The sequence below is a fragment of the Advenella kashmirensis WT001 genome (genome assembly GCF_000219915.2).
GTDB lineage: Bacteria > Pseudomonadota > Gammaproteobacteria > Burkholderiales > Burkholderiaceae_B > Advenella > Advenella kashmirensis.
Genome location: NC_017964.1, coordinates 3452944 through 3474605, shown reverse-complemented (window position 1 = coordinate 3474605; position 21662 = coordinate 3452944). Strand labels below are relative to the sequence as shown.

Sequence of the window (21662 nt, the reverse complement as noted above, 5' to 3'; positions counted from 1 at the left end):
ACAGACTTCCTGACTTATCCGCGCCGCCGGATAAGCCGCTAACACAGGAGACAAGACATGACAGCACAGACGGGATTGCAGGACCGCTTTGTTATTGAGCATCTGCCCGATAGCGGGCAGCAGCCGCAGTACCTGTTCGACTTGCCACAATTGCAATACCCCGAGAAGCTCAACAGTGCCGTGGAACTGATTGACCGGCATGTGCAGCAAGGGCGTGGCCAGAACATTGCATTGCGCTGGTTGCAGGACGGCCAGCAAAAACAGATGAGCTATCAGGCGCTGGCGCAATGGACCAACCAACTGGCGCGGGTGCTGACCGAAGATCTGGGGCTGGTATCGGGTAACCGGTTGCTGCTGCGCGGACCCAATAACGTGGGCATGGCAGGCGCGCTGCTGGCTTGCCTGAAGGCCGGAATTGTCGCTGTACCTACCATGCCGCTGCTGCGCGCCCGGGAGCTGAGTGCCATTGTGCAGATCTCACAGGCACAGGCGGCGCTTTGCGACGAACGGTTGCTGCAGGAGTTGACGCATTGCCGCAACCCCGATCACCCGAACTATTGCCCCACACTGCAGCAGATTATGGCGTTTGGCAACGAAGGACCCGATGCGGTCCATGCGCCCGATAGCATGCAGGCAAGGGCCGACACCAAAAGCGACGCGCCCTACGACGCCCAGACGCTGCGCGATGACCCCTGCATGATCGCCTTTACCAGCGGCACTACCGGTAAGCCCAAGGGCTGCATTCACTTTCATCGCGATGTGCTTGCCATGTGCGATACCTTTTCCAGCCAGGTGCTGCAAACCCGGGAGACTGATATCGCTTGCGGCACGCCGCCGCTGGCCTTCACTTTCGGGCTGGGCGGGTTGCTGTGCTTTCCATTGCGCGCCGGCGGTTCGACGTTGCTGGTGGAAAAGCTGACCCCCGACGCTTTTTGCAGATCATTGCCGATCACAAGGTAACCATGACCTTTACGGCGCCTACCTTCTATCGCAAGATGGCGGCGCTGGCCGAAGGTTATCCGCTGGCTTCGCTGCGGATTTGCGTGTCGGCCGGCGAGGCGTTGCCCGATGATACGCGCCAGATATGGAAAAAGGCCAGCGGCATCAATATGACGGATGGCATTGGGGGTACGGAAATGATGCATGTATATATTTCCAGTACCGGTAATGACATCCGTGATGGCGCGATTGGTCGGGTAGTGCCCGGCTATCAGGCCAAGGTAGTTGATGCTGATATGAACGAGGTGCCGCCCGGTACGCTGGGCCGGCTGGCTGTGCGCGGCCCGACCGGCTGTCGTTATCTGGACGATGAACGCCAGTCCCGCTACGTGCAGCAGCAGTGGAATCTGCCCGGCGATGCTTTTGTGATGGATGACGACGGCTACTTTTATTATCGCGCCCGCGACGACGACATGATCGTCTCGGCAGGCTACAACATTGCCGGCCCGGAAGTCGAAAGCGTGCTCATGACTCATGAAGCGGTGAACGACTGCGGGGTGGTAGGCCGCAGCGATGCCGAGCGCGGCGTAATCGTCAAGGCCTATGTTGTGCTGAACGAGGCTTTACGCCCGACGCCGCACTGATCGCGACCCTGCAGGATTATGTGAAGCAGGAAGCGGCGCCCTACAAGTATCCGCGCGAAATTGAATTTGTGGAGCAGCTGCCGCGCACCGAAACCGGCAAGCTGCAGCGTTTTGTTCTGAGAAAAATGGCCGAAACCCGGTAATAGGGATCGGTAATAGGAATAGGAAACTGAAAACATGGAAATATTGCAACCCTCAGACTGGACCAAGCCCCGCGGCTATGCCAACGGCACCATGATCACTGTTGAAGCCGGCAGCCGCCTGCTATTTGTTGGCGGCCAGATCGGCTGGAATGGGCAACAGCAGTTTGAATCCGACGATCTGGGCGAGCAGGTGCGCCAGACCCTGGAAAATATCGTGGCGGTCCTCAGGGAGGGCGGGGCGGCGCCATCCGATATTGTCCGCATGAACTGGTACGTGACGGACAAGCGTGAATATGTGGCGGCCTATCCGGCGATTGGCGAGCATTACCGCAATGTCATCGGCCGGCATTTCCCGGCCATGACGGCGGTGCAGGTGGCCGGCCTGGTGGAAGACCGGGCAAAGGTGGAAATCGAGGTCACCGCCGTGGTGCGCGGCCCCCAACAATCCTCGGACTGAATGGGGGTCTTGCCGCCTTTTACAGGGGTGACGGGGTAAAATAACGCTTTTGCCCATTGCTGGTGCGCTGCGCCAGCGCCAGTCTTTCCGGATTCAAGCACGATCATGACTTCTGCCGCCCCTGTTTCTCTGGTGCCCGACTGCACCATTTCTCCCGTCTCTGAAATCGTCGAAGAGCTCAAGGCGGGGCGTATTGTCATTCTGGTTGACGAAGAAGATCGCGAAAATGAAGGCGATCTGGTGATGGCGGCAGACTTTGTCACGCCCGAAGCCATCAATTTCATGGTGACCCACGCCCGCGGCCTGGTATGCCTGACGCTGACTGAAGAACGTTGCCGCCAGCTGGAGTTGCCGCTGATGGCCTCGCGCAACGGCACATCCTTTGGTACCAACTTTACCGTGTCCATCGAGGCCGCCGAAGGCGTCACTACCGGTATTTCCGCTGCTGATCGGGCCCGCACCATTCAGGCGGCCGTTGCCAAGAACGCCAAACCTCAGGATCTGGTCAATCCCGGACATATTTTTCCGGTCCAGGCGGTATCGGGCGGGGTGCTGATCCGTGCCGGCCATACCGAAGCAGGCTGTGATCTGACCGCCATGGCAGGCCTGACGCCAGCTGCGGTCATCTGTGAAATTCTTAAACCCGATGGCAGCATGGCGCGTCTGCCCGACCTGGTTACCTTCGCCCGTGAACACAATCTGAAAATTGGTACGATCGCCGATCTGATCCAGTATCGCAGCGAAAACGAATCCATGATTCGCCGCCTGGGCAGCAAAAACCTGAAAACCCCTTTCGGCCAGTTCGAAGCGGTCTCCTATCAGGACAGCATGTCGGGCGCGGGGCATATTGCACTGGTGCATGGCGTGATCGATCCCGACCAGGAAGCGCTGGTGCGCGTGCATGAGCCGGTATCGGTACTGGATCTGCTGGACCTGGAGCGCAATGCACACAGCTGGGGTATCGCCCAGGCGCTGGAGGCGATTTCCGCCAGCCCGGCCGGTGTTCTTGTGCTGCTTAACTGCCAGGGATCGCAAAAAGGCCTGATCGAGGCGCTGGAGAAATGGGGAGAAACCGAGAGCACCGCGCGCAGGGATGATCGCTACGATCTGCGCACTTACGGTATCGGCGCGCAAATATTACGTGAACTGAACGTCGGAAAGATGCGCCTGCTCGCACTTCCACGTAAAATGCCAAGCATGACTGGTTATGCACTTACCGTGACAGGTTACGAAACTTCTTCTGACCCCCGCTGACTTTAAAGGAATGGCTATGAAACCCTATACACTCGCCCCTGATCTGAATGGCGAAGGCCTGCATATCGGTATCGTGTGCGCACGATTTAACGAGGAAATTGGTTTTGCCGAACTCGAAGCCTGCCTGGCCGAGCTTGGCGAGCTGGGTGTCGACGAACGCGACATTATGGTCGTGACTGTGCCCGGCGCGCTCGAAGTGGGCCTGACGCTGGCACAAATGGCCGAAACCTACGAATTTGATGCGCTGATCGCCCTGGGTGCCGTCATTCGTGGTGAAACCTATCACTTCGAAATCGTCAGCAATGAAAGTGCTGCGGCTATTACTCGGGTGTCCATGGATACCAATGTGCCGGTGGCCAATGGTATTCTGACCACAGAAGACGAAGAGCAGGCCAAGGCCCGCGCTGAACAGAAAGGCAAGGATTGCGCCAGGTTGCCGTGGAAATGGCCAATCTGTCGGCTGCGCTGGTGCCCGAGTCGGAAGACGAAGATGATGACTTCGAAGATCTGGATGATGACGACGACCAGGACGACGAAGATGATGAAACCGAAGAAGTAGCAGATACCCCAAGGCGATAGGACAACGAGTGGCTCAGGATAATAAAACAATGCATCGCAGTGCGCGCCGCCGGGCGCGCGAATTTGCCCTTCAGGGTATTTATGCCTGGCTGGTCAGTGGCGACACTGACCTGCGCGAGGCTGGCGCCATCGACGCTCACATTCAGGACAGCCCGGAATTCGAAAATGCCGATCCGGTCTGGTTCAAAACGCTGTTGCATGGCGTTTTTGCCGAGGCGCCGGCGCTGCGCGAAGCATTCGTGCCTTATATCGACCGCCCGCTGGACGAACTCTCGCCCATCGAGCACGGCATTCTGCTTATCGGCAGTTACGAACTCATCCACCATGTAGATGTGCCGTACAAAGTGGCCATTAATGAAGCGGTGGAGCTGGCCAAGGAGTTTGGTGGCACCGACGGCTTCAAGTTTGTCAATGGCGTACTGGACAAACTGGCAGCCCGTGTGCGTTCGCTCGAAGTCAATGCCGGACGCTGATCCGGGGTTGGGGAGCATGCGCGCTTCGGCCGGCGCCTGGCGCTAGCCGGATGCATTTGCGAAGCCGTGGGCTCGCGGTAATTGAAGAGCGGTTTCTATGTCCGGCGAATTTGATCTGATCCGTCAGTTTTTTACCCGCCCGCAACCTCTGTAGACATGGCGGTGGGAGACGATTGCGCCATCCTCACGCCCACCGCCGGCACATCCATGGCTATCAGTAAAGATCTGCTGCTTGAAGAGCGTCATTTCTTTTCCGACGTGGATCCCGAGTCTCTGGGGCACAAATCACTGGCCGTTAATCTGTCCGATCTGGCTGCCATGGGAGCGACGCCGCGCGGCTGCCTGCTGGGCATCGCGCTGCCGCGTTACGATGCCGACTGGCTGGAGGCGTTTTCCCGGGGCTTTAACCGCCTGGCCGATAAATACCAATGCCCCCTGATCGGCGGCGATACCACTCGCAGCGAACACGATATTGTCATCAGCGTGACCGTGCTGGGCGAAGTGACTCAGCCGTTTCTGTTGCGCAGCCGGGCTCTGCCCGGTGATGATATCTGGGTCTCCGGCACCCTGGGCGCCGCCGACTGGGCCCTGAATCTGCTGCTGCGCCAGAAGGCCGGTGAGGTCCTTACTGAAAGCGAAACCCAGACACTGCAGGCCACCCGGCATGCCCTGGAGTGGCCCGAACCGCGCGTGGCGCTGGGGCTTGCCCTGCGGCCGCTGGCGCATGCCGTCATCGACCTTTCCGACGGCCTGGTGCAGGACTTGAAACATATTTTGCATGCCAGCGGCGTCGCTGCCGTATTGTATGAATCTTTAATGCCTGTTAATCTTAGCCTGCCAGACGATGATCCGCAGCAATTGCGCCAGTCCGTGTTGGGCGGGGGTGACGTCTACGAGTTGTGTTTTACGGCGCCGCAGACTGCCAGAGCGGCACTGCAAGCCATTGCTGCAACCCTGCCTGTGACGCTTACGCGCATTGGGCAGGTTCACGTCGGGCAGGGTTTGCGGGTACTTGATGCTGCGCAACAGGATATTTCCGCACTTCCAGCGGGTTTCGACCATTTCCGGCCAGCTCGTCGGCGCAAGCCGTAAACACAGAAGTAATTGCATGATAGAAGACATTCAACCGCAAACGATACATAATGCCGCTGGCACCAAAACGACCGTGAAAGCGCAATGGCCTACTTTCGGCTGGATCCGGGCTAATGTCCATCGCTTTTTTGCCTTCGGGCTTGGCGCCGGGCTGATCAGACCAGGACCGGGAACCTGGGGTACCCTGCTGGCCTGGCTGCTCTGGTGGCCGCTCAGCTTTGTGCTGGGCACAGATTTTTACATGGCCCTGTTTATTCTGGTTTGCTTCGCTTATGGCGTCTATTGCTGCCATCGCGTCGCCCAGGAAATGCACGTGGATGACCACGGCGGCATTGTCTGGGACGAAATGGTCGCCTTCTGGGCGGTCCTGCTGCTGGTTGCGCCCATGAACCTGGGCTGGCAACTGGTCGCCTTTATTCTCTTTCGCTTTTTCGATATCGTCAAACCGCCACCCATCGGCTACTTTGATCGTACGCTCAAAAACGGGTTCGGCGTCATGTGGGACGACGTGGTGGCAGCGGCCTATACGCTGTTCATCATGGCGATCGCCACCAGAATGTTGGGGTAAGTATGTCAGAGTTGTTGAGTGAGCAGTGGCAGGTCGCTGCCCAGTTGGGAGAGGCGCTCAAGAAAAAGAGCTGGCTGCTGGGTACCGCAGAATCCTGCACCGGGGGCCTGCTGGCGGGTGCGATTACCGCCATCCCTGGATCCAGCCAGTGGTTTGATCGGGGGTTTGTAACTTATACCAACGAAGCCAAAATGGACATGCTGAGCGTGAACCAGGCTGCGCTGGATAAATTCGGGGCCGTTAGTGAAGAAGTGGCCATCGAAATGGCCGAAGGTGTGCTGAGCAATGCGCCCCTATCCACCTGCGCGGTCAGCACGACCGGCATTGCGGGCCCGGACGGCGGCACCACACATAAACCGGTAGGCCTGGTGTGCTTCGCTGTTTCCTACCGCAAGGCCGACGGCATCGTCACGCTGCCATTCTCGCAGAATTTTGTCGGGGATCGCCATCAGGTGCGTGTCCAGGCGGTTATCTACGCCATGGAAATTACCCGACGCATCGTCGAGGAAAATTGAACTGATTCTGGCAGGGCTGCGACGCATGGGTAGGGCTGGGCTGGTGGCTGCCGTGAAGTCCTGACCGCGATTGGTGCATATACTCATCGCACGCCTAACATGCCTATCTGAGATGAAGTCGCGTCATTTGATTATGTTGATATCATAAACTATAATTGATATCGAAGTAATCAAAAGGAGATATTGATATGGCATCGGTCACTATCCGACATATCCCCGATGAAGTTCATCGTGCATTACGCCTTCGTGCCGCCAAACATGGGCGCAGCACCGAAGCTGAGATCCGCAGTATCCTTGAACAGGCAGCCAGACCAGAAGGGCGTCTTCAACTCGGTTCGTTAATGACCAGCATTGTCCAGGAAGCCGGCGGATTGACTGAGGCAGAGGTGGAGCATTTTGAAGAGCTTCGTGACAAAACACCAGCCGAGCCTATGGGGTTTGAATGATCGTTCTGGATACGAATGTAATTTCTGAGCTATGGAGGATCAAGCCCGATCCGAACGTGCTGGAATGGATCGATGCTCAGGCGATTGAAACGCTGTATCTGTCGGTAGTAACCGTGGCTGAAATACGATATGGGGTGGCGACCATGCCGGCGGGTAGACGCCGTAAGATCTATCAAGACAGGTTAGAGCAAGAGGTGCTGCCAGCATTCAAGGGGCGTGTTCTTGCTTTTGATCTGGATGCGTCCAGGGTTTATGCTGAATTGATGGCCAGCGCAAAAGCGCAAGGTAAGCCTGTAGGCAAGGATGATGGTTATATTGCAGCCATTGCAGCAACCAATGGTTTTATCGTAGCAACACGAGACGTCAGCCCGTTTACGGCAGTCGGCAGTCTCAGTGATCAATCCCTGGAAACAGTACCCTCAGATACATTGAAAGCGGACTTGTCATGGCACGAGACCTGCCTGTATGACTCAGGTTACCTCGTTTTGCACAAGCGCTTCAGCCTGCGCGCGCCTGATTAATCTGGTCGCGCGTCTCCCGTGCGACACGAGCCGCTTCCTCTTTCCAGTTTTCATCCGAGCTGGCGTACAAAATCGCCCGTGATGAATTGATCATCATGCCGGTGCCGGCGATATTGCGGCCGGCCGTCACGGTTTCTTCGATATCTCCGCCCTGGGCGCCGATGCCCGGCACCAGCAGCGGCATGGCGTCACCCACCCGGGCGCGGACCTTGCTCAACTCTTCAGGGAAGGTGGCGCCGACCACCAGACCGCACTGGCCGTGTGTGTTCCATTTTTCTGCGACCATACTTGCCACATGCAGATATAGCGGCTCCCCGCTGGCAGACTCAACAAATTGCAGGTCTGAGCCACCCGGATTGGAGGTGCGGCACAGAATAATAATGCCCCGGTCTTTCCATGCCAGGTATGGCTCAATGGAGTCGAATCCCATATATGGCTGACGGTAACGGCATCGGCCTTATATCGTTCGTACGCCTCGCGAGCGTAATGCTCGGCCGTTGTGCCAATGTCGCCGCGCTTGGCGTCCAGCACAATGGGCAAATGCGGATAGGTCTCGTGGATATAGGCGCACAGTTGTGACAGCTGTTCTTCTGCGCCCTGTGAAGCAAAATAGGCTATTTGCGGTTTGAAACCGCAGGCGTAGGGTGCCGATGCATCTACGATGCCCTTGCAGAACTCGAATGTGGATTCGCGGTTCTGTTTCATGCTAACCGGTAGTCTTTCGGGATCAGGGTCTAGGCCGACCATGAGAAGGGAGTTCTGGCTTTGCCAGGCGGATTCCAATTTTTCGATAAATGTCATGAATAATTAATGTGAAAACAGACGAACTAAGAGCAAACCAAACCAGACCAGACCGGCGAAAGTAATTACCATCATGACCGCAGCGCTGGCAATATCCTTGGTCTGGCCAATCAGCGGGTGCGTTTCTGCACTAACCGTATCGGCCAGCACTTCGATGGCCGAATTGATAAGCTCTACCGTCAGGACGCTGACCAATACCCCCAGCAACACAACGATCTCAGCAAAATTGCGCCCCAGCAGGAAGGCAAAGGGCGTGAGCGTGATGCAGACAATCAATTCCTGGCGGAAGGCTTCTTCGCTGGAAAAGGCTGCACGAAACCCCTGTGCCGAGTACACAGTCGACTGGATAAAACGCAGTGCGCCGCGATTTTTGCGGCCGTGCGGATGGCTTGGTCGATTCATGAACGACATTGTAGTTCACAAAACGCTACGGCTTGATTAAACGGCGCTATGCGGGCTCATTCAGACGCGTCTACAAGAACCGAGATATGACCCGCGCTGGTGTATTCGATTATATTGACGTCTTCTACAACAGTAACCGTCGCCACACCATCTGGGCGGCAATAGGCGCGTAAGGCTGGTAAGAGTCTTGAATCCCTGGGTAGTCCATTGGGCGGATGATAGAACGACACAATCTTTTGCTGCAGATAAAAGGGCTCAGGGCGAGCTACTCCTTCAATTTACCAAACCCTCAATCCACTCTTTTCACATCACTCACTAACAACCGACTCCATTTTGGACGCCTTCGTCGATTCGTGTCCGACCAAAGCGGCAACTAATGCGGCGTTTATATAACCAGCTGAGGCTCCGACCACGGTGCTGAACAATATTGCAAGCAATGCATTATTGAACGACACCGATAGCAGGTGTTCCGTCGCAAACAATCCCGCCGTGGTGGCAAAAGCAAAAATGCTGGCGTATCCGTAGATGATTGCCGGAGTCACGCTGAACAGGGCAATCGTTCCCATTCTTGTAAGAGTCGCAATGATTGTACCGATACACACCGGTCCCCAGAGTTGCTGACCCCATTCGCTGTCGAAGGGATTGTTCAAAAGGACAATTGCTGATATCCATGCCGCTGTTGCGCCGAGCGCCATATGACTGATGGTCGTGATGAATGCCTGATTGCGGTTGGCCCCGCCATTCATATGAAAGAAACAAGCCCATGTGATGAACACGGCCCACGGTGGAATAAAAGTGAAGAATCCAAGCACATAAAGAACGATGGTCGTCAGTGCAAACGCGCTGAATGTTGCTGCATTGAGTTGAGTCATGACTATCCTTTCATCAGTGATACATAAAATCCGGTTTTAACCGGTCTTCAGCAGCTGACTTTTGCGTCGCTGCCAGCCGGTCTCAGGTCTCGCCTTTACTAAGCATCTCGGCATATTGTTCCGGGGTGATCGTGCCACCCAAGATATCGGCGATCTGCTTATCCCTGGCTGGCAGGGCTTCCTGCAGGCCCTCTATCCGTTTCCAGTGCGGCAGTGCAACCGGCACGTTGTCCTGTGGGACGTGCTTTGCGCTGGCGACGCGCTTGTAGCGGTGGATGTATCGTGCACAGTTAACGAACATTTCCACAATATCGACAAATACCACTATCTCCGCGCCTTGAAACATCTTGAGCGACTCTTCATCACGATGAATCGAGGCGTTGCCATGTATGCGAATGCGATGTGGAATGTCGAAGTTGATCAGCAACATGCCGACCTGATTGTTGATTGAGATATTCCCCATGGAGAGGAACATACCGTTTCCGTCAAAACTCGGAAACGCCAGGGTTTTACTGTCGATGATTTTGAGGAACCCAGGATTTCCCCCTTTGTATGAACAAGTGGGATAACCACGATGGTCGATGGTTGTCAGGAAAAACATCTCGCGGCTCTCGATAAAACCACGATGTTCTTCGCCAATTTCAGTGCAAACGATATTGTCGTTCACGGCATCCGCTAGCTTCACCGTATCAAAATCCTGTTGTAGCGCCCGGTGCTGTTTGCCATAGAGCTCTTGCATGAAACCTCCTTTTCCCATATGTCTGTTTAATGGAATTTTTATTTAATAACTTGTAAAACCCGTGTGGGCTCTTCTGGAAACAGCGTCGGCAGGAAACCGACTTGATTGTGAGTTCCAACCAGACGCCAGGCCTGCAACCGCAGCATCAGAATCCACATATAGGCACCTCGAATCAGTAGCACATTACCTGTATGTTGTGTACTATTGGTTCCACGCTGTCCTGTCTTGATGGTTAGCAGAGAAAAATATACCGCAGCCACGCTATGGAAACTTTTTCCGGTTGGCTGTATTTTTTGACTGAAAAGGTGATATGCCATGGAATATCCTGACAGGCATTCAGCGACGACATTTTCTTCGAATCTGCTGGCGAATTTTGAACGGCTGGGTGCGCAGCGGTTTTGTACTGAAGAGCTGCCGACCAATCAGCGGTTGGAATGGCTCAAGGAAGTGATTGGCCGGGAGTACGCCAATGTTGATGTTGGAACGCCCGATCAGATGCATCTGTATAACGATATGTTGATTTACTTCTGGTCACAGGGGATGCGCTTGTCTCCCATACGGTCCAATGCCATTACGATAGAAAGGCTGCCAAAAGAACCAGAGCATATTTCCCAGGATTGTTATTTCGGCGTATTGTTGACCAAGGGGCAGTACAAGCTTGAGCAAGGCGGTCGGGAAGTGTTTCTCAAACCAGGTGAAATGACGATATACGATGCTACTGAGCCACATCGTGTTACTACTCCCGGGCTGTTCTCCAAGATTTTAATTTCTATTCCCCGTTTTTTGCTTGACGAACGCATTGCCAATATCAGCAGGCTGACTGCAACCAGGCTATCCACTGTGCATGGTGCGGGAGCTATTACTGCCTCGATGATTTCATCTATCGTCAATCAATTAGAAAAACTGGATGAAGCCTCTTTTCAGGCACTATCAGAACCGGTGTTGGAGCTGTTTACCTTATCGTTACAGGAAGTTGTGGGAAAAACAAAGCAAATGTCCCACCATCGGAGCCAGGCATTAATACGGGTTAAACAGTTTATTGCCTGCAATCTGACTGATACCGATCTGAAAGCTGAGGTCATTGCCTCTGCCATGGGTTTATCGGTTCGTTACATCAATAATTTATTTAATGAAGAAGACACCTCATTGATGCGTTATCTCACGCAGCAGCGACTGGCACGCAGCCGTCATTATCTGGCCAGCTCGTTATACAGTCATTTGAGCATTACTGAAGTAGCGATGCAAAGTGGTTTCAGCAATATGTCCCATTTCAGCCGAGTATTCCATCTGACTTATGGAATGCCCCCCCGCGCCTATCGCTATCACTACCAAAACAATCATGGAGTGTAAAGCACGTTAGGTGGCACTGATCAAAGTGATTTGGCGCAGAAGGTAGCTGGAGCAACAATACGTGTACGACCGATGGAGCTACGTTGAAGTAGCCCGGCGCGACGATCTCCTGTCACAATATAGTCTGCCTCGCTAGTCAAAACCAACGAAAGTAGGAAAGCGTCGTTTGGATCGTTCAGTGCCATACCATCAGGCAAAGCGGGCAAGGTATACAGCACAAGGGTCCGTTGCATGTTGTTCATTACTGTGCCCACAGGGTGGGCCGGCAATATAGCCCTGAGCTTAACGGCTCGCATATCGCGACTCGTCTGGTTGTGCGGTCGAAGTCACCAGTTCGAATTTGGCCGCGCGTCAGGCGCAATATCACATCAGGTGTACCTTGCGGTGAAACTAGCGCGCCGGGCATTCGGATCGCCACCCAAAGAAAAACCCCGAAACGGCGAACCGTTCGGGGTTTGTTTGCTGTGGACCTGCACACGGCAGGCCCGGGGTGTATCTGGCTGGATTAGAATCCGCCCATGCCACCCATACCGCCCATACCACCCATGTCAGGCATGGCAGGAGCAGGTTTGTCTTCAACGATTTCGCAAACAGCGGCTTCAGTTGTCAGCAGCAGGCTGGCAACAGAGGCAGCGTTTTGCAGTGCTGTGCGGGTCACTTTGGTTGGGTCCAGAACACCTTGCTCAACCAGATCGCCGTACTCGCCTGTTGCTGCGTTGTAACCGTAGTTGCCTTCACCGGCAGCAACTTTAGCTACAACAACGCTTGGCTCGTCGCCAGCGTTGGCAACGATCGTACGCAGAGGCGCTTCAACAGCACGCAGAATCAGTTTGATACCTGCGTCTTGATCAGCATTGTCGCCCTTGATTTTTTCAATGGCTTTCTTGGCACGAATCAGTGCTACGCCACCGCCAGGAACGATACCTTCTTCAACAGCAGCGCGGGTTGCATGCAGAGCATCTTCAACGCGGGCTTTTTTCTCTTTCATTTCAACTTCGGTTGCAGCACCAACACGGATCACGGCAACACCGCCTGCCAGTTTGGCAACGCGCTCTTGCAGTTTTTCGCGATCGTAGTCAGAAGTGGCTTCTTCGATCTGTGTACGGATTTGTTTAACACGAGATTCGATGTTTGCGCTAACGCCTGCACCGTCAATGATGATGGTGTTTTCTTTGCCTACTTCGATACGTTTGGCCTGGCCCAGATCTTCGATCGTGGCTTTTTCCAGAGACATACCGGTTTCTTCAGAGATCACGGTACCGCCAGTCAGGATGGCGATGTCTTCCAGCATGGCTTTGCGACGGTCGCCAAAACCAGGTGCTTTGACTGCAGTGGTTTTCAGGATGCCGCGGATGTTGTTCACAACCAGTGTTGCCAGGGCTTCGCCTTCAACGTCTTCAGCGATGATCAGCAGAGGACGGCTTGATTTGGCAACTTGTTCCAGGATAGGCAGCAGATCACGGATGTTGCTGATTTTCTTGTCGAAAATCAGAACATATGGATCTTCCAGGGCAGAAACTTGTTTGTCCTGGTTGTTGATGAAGTAAGGAGACAGGTAGCCACGGTCAAATTGCATACCTTCGACGACGTCCAGCTCGTTGTCCAGTGATTTACCGTCTTCAACAGTGATCACGCCTTCTTTGCCTACTTTGTCCATGGCATTGGCGATGATGTCGCCAATAGAGCTGTCGCTGTTGGCAGAGATGGAACCAACCTGAGCAATTTCCTTGCTGGTTGTGCATGGGCGAGACAGTGATTGCAGTTCTGCAACAGCGGCTGCAACAGCCTTGTCGATACCGCGTTTCAGATCCATTGGGTTGATACCGGCAGCTACGTATTTGAGGCCTTCTTCAACCACAGACTGAGCCAGCACAGTTGCTGTTGTGGTACCGTCACCAGCGTTGTCAGATGTTTTGGAAGCAACTTCTTTAACCAGCTGAGCGCCGATGTTTTCAAATTTGTCTTTCAGTTCGATTTCTTTGGCAACAGATACACCGTCTTTTGTAACGGTAGGGGCGCCGAATGAGCGCTCCAGAACAACGTTACGGCCTTTAGGGCCCAGTGTTGTCTTAACAGCGTTTGCCAGAATGTTTACACCACGGACGATGCGCACACGTGCGTCGTCACCGAATAGTACTTGCTTAGCAGCCATGTTTAATTCCTTGATTGATTGTCTCAGTAGCCCTTATTCCCGTGCTTAAGCAGCGGGCAGGTTCGTTTTTGCGGGCGGATTAGCGACTACTGCGAGGATTTCTTCTTCGCGGATAACCAGCAGCTCTTCGCCGTCAACTTTGACGGATTGGCCGGCATACTTACCAAAAAGGACTTTGTCGCCTACTTTCAGGTCAACGGCGATAACTTTGCCATCTTCTGTTTTTTTGCCTGGACCAACAGCAACAACTTCACCCTGATCTGGCTTTTCTGCTGCACTGTCAGGGATAACGATACCGGACGAAGTTTTACGTTCGTTATCGAGGCGCTTGATGATCACGCGGTCTTGCAAAGGACGCAATGCCATGGAGAAACTCCTGAATATATAAAAATAGGTTGGTAAATTGAGTTAGTCAGGCCGGCTGTTAGCACTCGACCCTACTGAGTGCTAATTATAGGGATGAATGGCTCAGTTTCAAGAGGGAAAGTTGGCTTGTTACATTTTTGACACGAATTGGAAGGTGTTATCGTGTCGATGGCCAGTCAGTTTGGAATTTTCGTCACTCAGTTTTGAAGCCACAGCCAATACATTCTCCCAACCCAAGGTAGAGAGTGTGCAACAGACCGATACGCTCTTCCATGTTTTTTCACTGGCGCGGGATGCGATCTCAATACTTAACTGCGGGTCCTGGCCCGATGATTGAGTTCAACTGCATCTCAGCCAATGGCAAATCAATCTTCCGCGCAAACATGATGAGGGCTCTGGCTGGCTGTCTCCATTGCCCGGTTTGGCCAGTCGGCATACGCTTCACGTAGCTGACGGCGTGCGATCTTGCCCACGGCGGTACGTGGAATACTAGCGACCGAAACGAATGCCTGCGGGAGCTGCCATTTGGCGAATCGGCCAAGCAAATGTAAACGCAGTGCTTCGTCTTCGATCGTGGCGCCTTGCGCCAATACCATCAACGCCAGGGGCCGTTCACCCCATTTTTCATGCGGGATGCCGATGACTGTGCACTCAATAATTTCCGGCAATTCAAGAAGCGCATCTTCCAGGTCTTGAGGGGGGATCCATTCGCCGCCCGATTTGATCAGGTCTTCCTTTCTTTCCAGTACCTTCAGGTTACCGCCAGGGTCGATGTGGCCGATATCGCCGGTGCACAACCATCCATCTTCGGTCCAGCGGCCAGGCAAGTTCAGTTCAAAGTACTTGTTGGTCACACATGCGCCTCGCACCTGGACTTCGCCAATCGAGCGTCCGTCATGTGCGAGTACGTTCCCCTCCGATACGATCCGAATATCAACAATGGCCATCGGCTTGCCCTGGCTCAGGCGCCAATCACCACTCGCCAGGTCTACTGCTTTGTTGTGTTTGGGCTGAGGTCTGCTTACCGTAATGACGCTTGCTGTTTCGGTCATCCCCCATCCTTGAAGCAGTGTGATGCCAAAATGCGCAAGACGGTCAAACAGGTGCTGCGGGGGTGCGGCGCCGCCCGTTATGATGGTCATCGGGCAGAGATTGGCCGGTGTCGCAGTTGCAGTCGCTTGCTCCAGGCTGCGCGCAAGTTCTTGCCAAACCGTTGGCACCCCTGCTGAAAACGTGACCTGCTCCGCCTGCATGAGCGCCAGCAAGCTCTGAGGGTCGACCTTAGGGCCGGGCAGAACAAGCTTGGCCCCGGTCAGTGCGCAAGAAAAGGGAAGGCCCCAGCCATTGCCGTGAAACATGGGGACAACGGCCAGAACCGTGTCGTTACGGCTTACGCCATAACCATCGACCATGGCCTGTGAGAAGGCATGCATGACCAGGCCGCGGTGAGAATACACCACCCCTTTGGGGCGGCCGGTGGAGCCGCCGGTGTAGCACATACTCGCCGGCGAATCCTCTGCTATCTCGGGCAGTGTCACGCCAGACGGCACTGGCTCGTCCAGCCAAGCCTCGTACGTTGCAAAACCTGCAGCGTCCTCAAGCCCGTATTGGTTGATGATGACCTTTTCCACCGTTTCGAGTCGCGGCAGTATCTCCAGGAGCTGGGGCAGCAACACATCATCGACGATCAGGATTTTGTCCCTGGCATGGTTGATAATGTAGACCTGGTCATCAGGTGAGAGGCGGTGGTTAATGGTATGCAGCACGCCACCGGCGGCCGGCACGCCGAAGTATGCTTCCAGGTGGACATGATGATTCCACATCAGGGAGCCGACGGTTTCCCCTGACTTGAGCTTTTCAGCGGCGCAGTCCTCAGGGCCAGGCGTCGGCTGCGCGCTGCGATTTGCGCATAGCTGTGCCTGCGTAATTGCCCATCGGCATTTTTGTCACAACTTCAGTCGTGCCATACATACGTTCGGCCAGACGGCAGAGCCAGTTGAGCGTCATGGGGAAGTTCATCATAAAGTGTCTCCGTTACACAGGTTCTCGGGCCCGCTTATCGATGTAGCGGTTATTAAAAGTTCATTTCTTGCCGTATGACTCAATAGTCGAGCGGCAAAACTGCTCCAGATAATCAACAAGCCGGTCTGCATTCTGGACGGCGTCCGCTTCATTCCCAAGCGAGATGCTACGCATCAAGTTGGCATGCGCGGCGCCGGCGGCACTCAGATCGCCCCAGCGCTCGTAGTGGATATACCAAAATCGCCGGGAGCGCGCATGGACCAGGGACATCACACTTTGAATGAGCTCGTTTCCCGAGGCTTCTTCCAGAGCAGCGTGGTTGCGACGCGTTGCCTGGAGGAACTCGTCGCCGTCGCCAGCCGCGGCGCTCTTCTCTGTTGCCGAGGCCAGTTCAAGCATGGCAGCGCGTTGGCTGGCGTTGGCCCGCAGGGCGGCGCAACTTGCCACCAATCGCTCTAGCGGACGCCGGATTTCAAGCACTTGCAACTGCATTGCGATGGTGACATCCACCACCATGATTCCCCGCCGAGGCAAGACGGTAACCAGACCGACTTGTGCCAACTGCTGCAAAGCCTCCCTTACCGGCGTGCGGCCAATGTTGATCTGTTGTGCCAGTTCTGCCTCGGAAAACAGGCTGCCGCCTCGAATCCGGCCTCGGATGATCATGTTTTCGAGCGCTTCGTAGGCGACGTCTTTTAAAGGCTTTTCATGTGAAGGGTTTGTACTCATATACGTTATCCATTGTTTCAATCTTGCCTGTGTATAGGCACCGAGTGAAGAAGTCACTTCTATCTAATATATCACCACAACAGAATCAATATTGCCAATTCAAGCCGTAACTTCTGATTTATTGGGGATAACCCGCGAAATAAATATTTCTGATATATCAGAGATTATTTATCTGATATATTACCATCTATGCATTGATATGTCAGATAAATTCGATGCTTTCGAAGTCGTCACGTTGTCCCCTTTCACCAATAGCAATAATGATTTCCCCCGAGGAGAGGTTTAGATGAAATTATTTTCACGTAATACGTACGCGTCGCTGGCCATTGCGCTGGCTGCAACGCTACCCACGCAGGCATCAGCAGATAAATCCCAGACCTGGCGTGTCCAGAGCTTGTGGCAGTCTGGTACCGTCACTCAACTGGCGTTTGAGCGCTGGGCCAAAGACGTCACGCAAAAGACCAATGGCAAGATCAAGGTCACGCCCTTGCCAACCGGCGCGATAGTGGGACCCAACGAAACATTCGATGCCGTTGCCAGAGGCATCCTCAATGGCCAGCATCCGGCAACCGTCTACTGGAGCGGCAAGAATCCGGCATTTGCCGTGCTGGGCGACTTGAACGCTGCGTACGATGATCCCAAGCTTGCCTACGAGTATTTCTATGAACATGGTGGACTGGAGCTGTTGCGTGAAGCATATAAGCCCTATGGCCTTTATCCCATCGGCGCGGTGTGGTGGGGGGCAGAATCCCTGCCCACGACGCGTAAAGTGGCTTCGCCGGAAGACCTGGCCGGCCTGAAAATTCGTCTTCCCCAAGGCATGTCCTCAGACCTGTTTGCCAGCTTCAAAGCGGTGCCAATCAATCTACCCGGTTCCGAAGTTTTCAGTGCGCTCGATAGTGGCACCATCGAGTCCACCGACTGGGCACGCTCAGCATGAACGAGGAACTGGTTTTCACGACATCGCCAAATTCGTCATCTATCCAGGCATTCACTCTACCCCTACGGGCGACGTCTCTATTCCAATAAAAGTGTGGGACAAACTCGACCCCGAGACGCAGAAAATACTTGAGCAGTCTGTCAAGGATTTTGGTCAGGACCTGGCGGCAAAACTCCAGCAGGCCGATGCTGCGGTCGCGCAAAAGCTTGAGGCGCGGGGCGTGCAGGTCATTGACTGGAGCGCAGCGGATCGCAAGAAGTTCCGTACCGCCGCGATTGCTGTCTGGCAAAAATATGGAGATAAAAATGATTTGTCGCGCCGCGCCGTTGACGGTCAGGTCCAGTTCCTTCGCAGCAAGGGTCTTATTGAGTGACCTGGCCAGGTGACCAAAATCGGCGGTTTTTCGTTAGCCGCTAAAGTTCACGCATCCACTCATTACGCCGCGCTCACTCTTGGCTGAGCCTAAGCGCGGGAACGCGCGCACTCTGGAGCAAGCAATCATGCGATTCATCAGTAACCTGAACCAAAAGATCGGGGACTACGCAAGTGCCATTTACTTCGTGGTCTTCGTTGTCATGATCTACGACGTCATCGTCCGTTATATCTATCACACGCCCACCGAGTGGGCACTGGAATTTGTCATCATGGTGGTCGGGATTCACTACGTAATCTCCGGTGCCCATGCCATTAAAAACAACACGCATGTGCGCATCGACGTCATCTACAACCTGCTGCCGGTACACATGCGGCGCTGGATGGATGTCTTGGCACATCTGCTGGCCATCGTTTATCTATCGATCATTGTTTATTACGGAGTTGAACAGGCATTACCCGCGATTGAAATGGGAGAACGCTCCGGTGGCGGATGGAATTCGCTCGCCCCGACGTACATGAAGATCGCGATTCCTATTGGCGCTGCCTTAATGGTCCTGCAAAGCATCGTCTCCTTCATTGATTCTGTAAAGGGTGTCCGTAATGAGCAGTGAAATCGTTAGCCTCGCAACAGTAGGCATTTTATTGTTGCTTCTTTTCACAGGCATGCCGCTCGCGTTCGCGACGGGGATGACTGCCGTCGTGTTGACGCTTTGGCTTTTCGAACCGGAGACACTGTATTTCATTGTCAGCCGGATCTTCACCTTGATGAATAACTACGCATTGATTTCGGTGCCACTGTTCGTCTTGATGGGGTGCATCCTGGAGAAGGCGGGTGTCGTTGAACGACTATTTTATGCACTGCATATTTGGTCAGGACGCTTGCGCGGAGGATTGGCCGTCGGGTGTCTTCTGGCGGCAACGATACTGGCCGCCATGGTTGGTGTCATCGGCGCTGAGATTGTAGTCCTCGGCATGGTGTGCCTGCCGACCATGTTGGCGCGTGGCTATAACAAGCACCTATCGGTCGGGGTAATTTGTGCCGGTGGATCGCTGGGCACCATGTTGCCGCCCAGTATCGTGCTGATCGTCTACGGCCTGGTTTCGCAGACTTCCATTGGCACCTTGTTTGTCGCTGCCGTTCTGCCCGGGTTCCTGCTCGTTGCACTGTATCTGGCCTATGTGCTTATACGTTGCTACATGAATCCTTCCCTCGGGCCCTTGGCACCGCCCGAAGAGCTCGAACTTCCGATTATGGAGAAGATTGCACTCGGTCGCGCACTGATCTTACCGGTAGGCTTGATACTGATGGTCCTTGGTGCGCTGTACAGCGGCATTGCGACACCCACCGAAACCGCAGCAATAGGCGTTCTGGGCTCGCTGATTGTGGCTGGTGTCAACGGTAAATTGAACTTCGATGCCGTCTGGGACTCGCTGCGACGAACGGGAAGTACCGTGGCCATGTTGACGTGGATTTTCTTTGGCGCCTCCGCATTGGTGTCGGTCTATACGCTGGCGGGCGGCACCGCCTTCCTGCAGGAATTGATCACGGGCTTGCCCATTCCTCCCTTGGCTACCGTTGCGCTCATGATGTTAATCCTCATGATCCTGGGCTGCTTTATTGACTGGATTGGCATCGTGCTGCTCACGATGCCCATTTTTGTGCCGGTCATCAAGGCCTTGGGATTTGACCCTATCTGGTTCGGGATCTTGTTTTGCATGAACATGCAAATCTCCTACCTGGCCCCGCCGTTCGCGCCGGCCGCGTTCTATCTGAAAGCCGTTGCGCCGCCAAATATTTCGCTTGGCGACATCTTTAGAGGCATCGCGCCTTTTATCGGACTTCAGATCATTGCGTTGTTGCTCGTCATGTTCTTCCCGAAGATCGCGACGTGGTTACCGAGCTTCATGGGTTAACGCTGCTTGGCTATCTTGAAATTGGAGAGAAATATGAGAGATGAACGTCAACCGTTCGCGCTGGAGGCCGACGTGCTCGTGATTGGCGGGGGCGCAGCAGGACTGGCCGCCGCAGTGACAGCGGCGCGTCAGAATCTGAAGGTCATTCTGCTTGAGCGCTATGGCTTTGCCGGCGGCGGCGCCGTCGCAGGATTGTCCGGCACGATCTGCGGTCTATTCGAAGCCCGGCAGGACGCCAAGGCAGCCCCCGTGCGTCTGGTATACGGCTTTGCCGAGGAGTTTATCCAGCGCATGCAGGCCAGAGGAGGTCTTTCCGGTCCGACGCTTTACGGCAAGACTTATACCCTGGTGCATGACCCCCTGACGTGGCGTGAGGTCGGTGACGGTCTTCTTGCCGACAGTGGTGTTCAGGTGCTTTATCACACCGTCGTCAGCGACGTGTTGATGGACGGGGGTGAGCGCGTGGCCGGCGTGGTAGCCTACACCAAACAAGGCAAGCTACGCGTCACGGCAAAGATTACGATCGACGCCAGTGGCGATGCAGATGTGACTGCGATGGCAGGACTGCCCACCTACCGCAGCTTGAACGGTGTTATTCAGAATCCGACCATGATCTTTCGCATCAATGGCGTAGACGTTAAACGGTTCCTGGATACCTACGGAGACAATAGCGTGCTTCTTGGTCCTGTCGTCGAGATGATCCAGAAGGCTAACGCATCCAGGAAATACGCGTTGCCGCGCCAGAAGATCTTCCTGTTCCCGACGCCACGCCCGGACCAGTTACTGTGCAACTGCACACGCATCCTGGGTGAAGATGGTCGTGACCTGGATCCGCTTGTTGCGGCTGACCTGACAGAGGCGGAGATTCAGGGCCGCAAGCAAGTACGTGAATATGAACGCTTTTTCCGCGACTATCTCGTTGGGTGCGAAAACGCCTATGTCAACGATACCGGTGTGCAAGTCGGCATTCGCCAAAGCCGCCAGGCCATGGGTGTGGCCACGCTGGCTAACAGCGATGTCGTTAAGGGAACCAAGTTCGGCTCCGGCATTGCACGTTCGGCATGGCCCATTGAGCAGCACGCGGGAGCCATACCCAAACTGGAGTGGCTGTTTAACGACTACTACGAGATCCCATACGAATGTTTCGTGCCGTCGGCAGGGGAGTCGCTTCTGGTGGCCGGGCGATGTCTGTCGGCGGAGGCCGAAGCCATGGCCTCGGCACGGGTGACAGCGCAATGTTTTTCTTACGGGCACGCTATCGGCCACGCCGCAGCGCTCGCTGTACACGAGAAAGTACAGCCCCGAGATATTGATCCCATTGCCGTACGCGTAGCGGTAAACCGCGACGGCGCACAACTTGATTGAATGA

General features: G+C 54.7%; 21 protein-coding genes and 5 pseudogenes. 16 read left to right on the top strand and 10 right to left on the bottom strand.

Annotation, left to right across the window (positions count from 1 at the left end; translation table 11 throughout):
• Positions 1-57 precede the first annotated feature (57 nt).
• The 10 genes and pseudogenes from TKWG_RS16305 to TKWG_RS16260 all read left to right on the top strand — a co-directional run bounded on the left by TKWG_RS16305 (position 58) and on the right by TKWG_RS16260 (position 7542).
• Positions 58-1726 (top strand): annotated as a pseudogene (locus tag TKWG_RS16305) (AMP-binding protein).
• A gap of 34 nt (positions 1727-1760) precedes the next feature.
• A complete protein-coding gene (locus tag TKWG_RS16300; RefSeq protein ID WP_014751896.1) occupies positions 1761-2183 on the top strand; it encodes a RidA family protein in 423 nt (140 codons plus the stop codon).
• A gap of 105 nt (positions 2184-2288) precedes the next feature.
• The gene (gene ribBA, locus TKWG_RS16295; RefSeq protein ID WP_014751895.1) at positions 2289-3437 is read left to right on the top strand and encodes a bifunctional 3,4-dihydroxy-2-butanone-4-phosphate synthase/GTP cyclohydrolase II; all 1149 of its coding nucleotides are present in this window, start codon (positions 2289-2291) and stop codon (positions 3435-3437) included.
• 16 nt (positions 3438-3453) lie between these two features.
• A pseudogene (gene ribH, locus TKWG_RS16290) lies at positions 3454-4016 on the top strand (6,7-dimethyl-8-ribityllumazine synthase).
• Between the two features lie 29 nt (positions 4017-4045).
• Positions 4046-4489, top strand: coding sequence for a transcription antitermination factor NusB (nusB, locus tag TKWG_RS16285; RefSeq protein WP_014751893.1), 444 nt, complete (start codon positions 4046-4048; stop codon positions 4487-4489).
• Positions 4490-4586: 97 nt separating this feature from the next.
• A pseudogene (gene thiL, locus TKWG_RS16280) lies at positions 4587-5581 on the top strand (thiamine-phosphate kinase).
• A gap of 16 nt (positions 5582-5597) precedes the next feature.
• Positions 5598-6149, top strand: a complete 552-nt coding sequence (locus tag TKWG_RS16275) for a phosphatidylglycerophosphatase A family protein (protein ID WP_014751891.1) — start codon at positions 5598-5600, stop codon at positions 6147-6149.
• A 2-nt stretch (positions 6150-6151) separates the two neighbouring features.
• Positions 6152-6664 (top strand): CinA family protein, encoded by a 513-nt coding sequence (locus TKWG_RS16270; RefSeq protein ID WP_014751890.1) that lies wholly within the window; start codon positions 6152-6154, stop codon positions 6662-6664.
• Between the two features lie 188 nt (positions 6665-6852).
• A complete protein-coding gene (locus tag TKWG_RS16265) occupies positions 6853-7110 on the top strand; it encodes a FitA-like ribbon-helix-helix domain-containing protein (RefSeq protein ID WP_014751889.1) in 258 nt (85 codons plus the stop codon).
• Positions 7107-7542: pseudogene (locus tag TKWG_RS16260) on the top strand (PIN domain-containing protein). Before TKWG_RS16265 ends, TKWG_RS16260 begins: the two are co-directional and overlap by 4 nt.
• A 66-nt stretch (positions 7543-7608) precedes the next feature.
• Here TKWG_RS16260 and pyrF read toward each other — a convergent pair.
• The 5 genes and pseudogenes from pyrF to TKWG_RS16235 form a co-directional block, all read right to left on the bottom strand.
• Positions 7609-8432 (bottom strand): annotated as a pseudogene (gene pyrF, locus TKWG_RS16255) (orotidine-5'-phosphate decarboxylase).
• A 6-nt stretch (positions 8433-8438) separates the two neighbouring features.
• On the bottom strand, positions 8439-8834 hold the full coding sequence (locus tag TKWG_RS16250; protein ID WP_041709592.1) for a diacylglycerol kinase: 396 nt from the start codon (positions 8832-8834) through the stop codon (positions 8439-8441).
• A 308-nt stretch (positions 8835-9142) separates the two neighbouring features.
• The gene (locus tag TKWG_RS16245) at positions 9143-9706 is read right to left on the bottom strand and encodes a DUF1097 domain-containing protein (protein WP_014751884.1); all 564 of its coding nucleotides are present in this window, start codon (positions 9704-9706) and stop codon (positions 9143-9145) included.
• An 82-nt stretch (positions 9707-9788) separates the two neighbouring features.
• Entirely contained in the window at positions 9789-10445 is a 657-nt protein-coding gene (locus tag TKWG_RS16240; protein ID WP_014751883.1) for a pyridoxamine 5'-phosphate oxidase family protein, read from the bottom strand.
• A 38-nt stretch (positions 10446-10483) separates the two neighbouring features.
• Entirely contained in the window at positions 10484-10762 is a 279-nt protein-coding gene (locus tag TKWG_RS16235; protein ID WP_014751882.1) for a hypothetical protein, read from the bottom strand.
• Here TKWG_RS16235 and TKWG_RS16230 point away from each other — a divergent pair.
• Positions 10761-11795: a helix-turn-helix domain-containing protein gene (locus TKWG_RS16230; RefSeq protein ID WP_014751881.1), complete on the top strand. Its 1035-nt coding sequence runs from the start codon at positions 10761-10763 to the stop codon at positions 11793-11795. The genes TKWG_RS16235 and TKWG_RS16230 overlap by 2 nt on opposite strands.
• A 505-nt stretch (positions 11796-12300) precedes the next feature.
• Here the strand turns inward: TKWG_RS16230 and groL are convergent.
• From groL to TKWG_RS16210, 5 genes are all read right to left on the bottom strand, one after another.
• Positions 12301-13947: a chaperonin GroEL gene (groL, locus tag TKWG_RS16225; protein ID WP_014751880.1), complete on the bottom strand. Its 1647-nt coding sequence runs from the start codon at positions 13945-13947 to the stop codon at positions 12301-12303.
• 45 nt (positions 13948-13992) lie between these two features.
• Positions 13993-14313 (bottom strand): co-chaperone GroES, encoded by a 321-nt coding sequence (locus tag TKWG_RS16220; protein ID WP_014751879.1) that lies wholly within the window; start codon positions 14311-14313, stop codon positions 13993-13995.
• Between the two features lie 365 nt (positions 14314-14678).
• On the bottom strand, positions 14679-16241 hold the full coding sequence (locus TKWG_RS16215) for an AMP-binding protein (RefSeq protein WP_264300316.1): 1563 nt from the start codon (positions 16239-16241) through the stop codon (positions 14679-14681).
• Entirely contained in the window at positions 16186-16335 is a 150-nt protein-coding gene (locus tag TKWG_RS23695) for a hypothetical protein (protein ID WP_014751877.1), read from the bottom strand. Before TKWG_RS23695 ends, TKWG_RS16215 begins: the two co-directional genes overlap by 56 nt.
• Before the next feature lie 60 nt (positions 16336-16395).
• Complete coding sequence (locus tag TKWG_RS16210; protein ID WP_014751876.1) at positions 16396-17064, bottom strand: GntR family transcriptional regulator; 669 nt, start codon at positions 17062-17064, stop codon at positions 16396-16398.
• Between the two features lie 286 nt (positions 17065-17350).
• Between TKWG_RS16210 and TKWG_RS26145 the strand changes: the two genes are divergently transcribed.
• The 5 genes from TKWG_RS26145 to TKWG_RS16185 all read left to right on the top strand — a co-directional run bounded on the left by TKWG_RS26145 (position 17351) and on the right by TKWG_RS16185 (position 21658).
• Complete coding sequence (locus TKWG_RS26145; protein ID WP_014751875.1) at positions 17351-18004, top strand: type 2 periplasmic-binding domain-containing protein; 654 nt, start codon at positions 17351-17353, stop codon at positions 18002-18004.
• Complete coding sequence (locus tag TKWG_RS26140; RefSeq protein ID WP_171815173.1) at positions 17964-18377, top strand: type 2 periplasmic-binding domain-containing protein; 414 nt, start codon at positions 17964-17966, stop codon at positions 18375-18377. Before TKWG_RS26145 ends, TKWG_RS26140 begins: the two co-directional genes overlap by 41 nt.
• A 127-nt stretch (positions 18378-18504) precedes the next feature.
• Positions 18505-18990 (top strand): TRAP transporter small permease subunit, encoded by a 486-nt coding sequence (locus TKWG_RS16195; RefSeq protein WP_014751873.1) that lies wholly within the window; start codon positions 18505-18507, stop codon positions 18988-18990.
• Positions 18980-20293: a TRAP transporter large permease gene (locus TKWG_RS16190; RefSeq protein WP_014751872.1), complete on the top strand. Its 1314-nt coding sequence runs from the start codon at positions 18980-18982 to the stop codon at positions 20291-20293. Before TKWG_RS16195 ends, TKWG_RS16190 begins: the two co-directional genes overlap by 11 nt.
• Positions 20294-20326: 33 nt before the next feature.
• Entirely contained in the window at positions 20327-21658 is a 1332-nt protein-coding gene (locus TKWG_RS16185) for an FAD-dependent oxidoreductase (RefSeq protein WP_014751871.1), read from the top strand.
• Positions 21659-21662 lie beyond the last annotated feature (4 nt).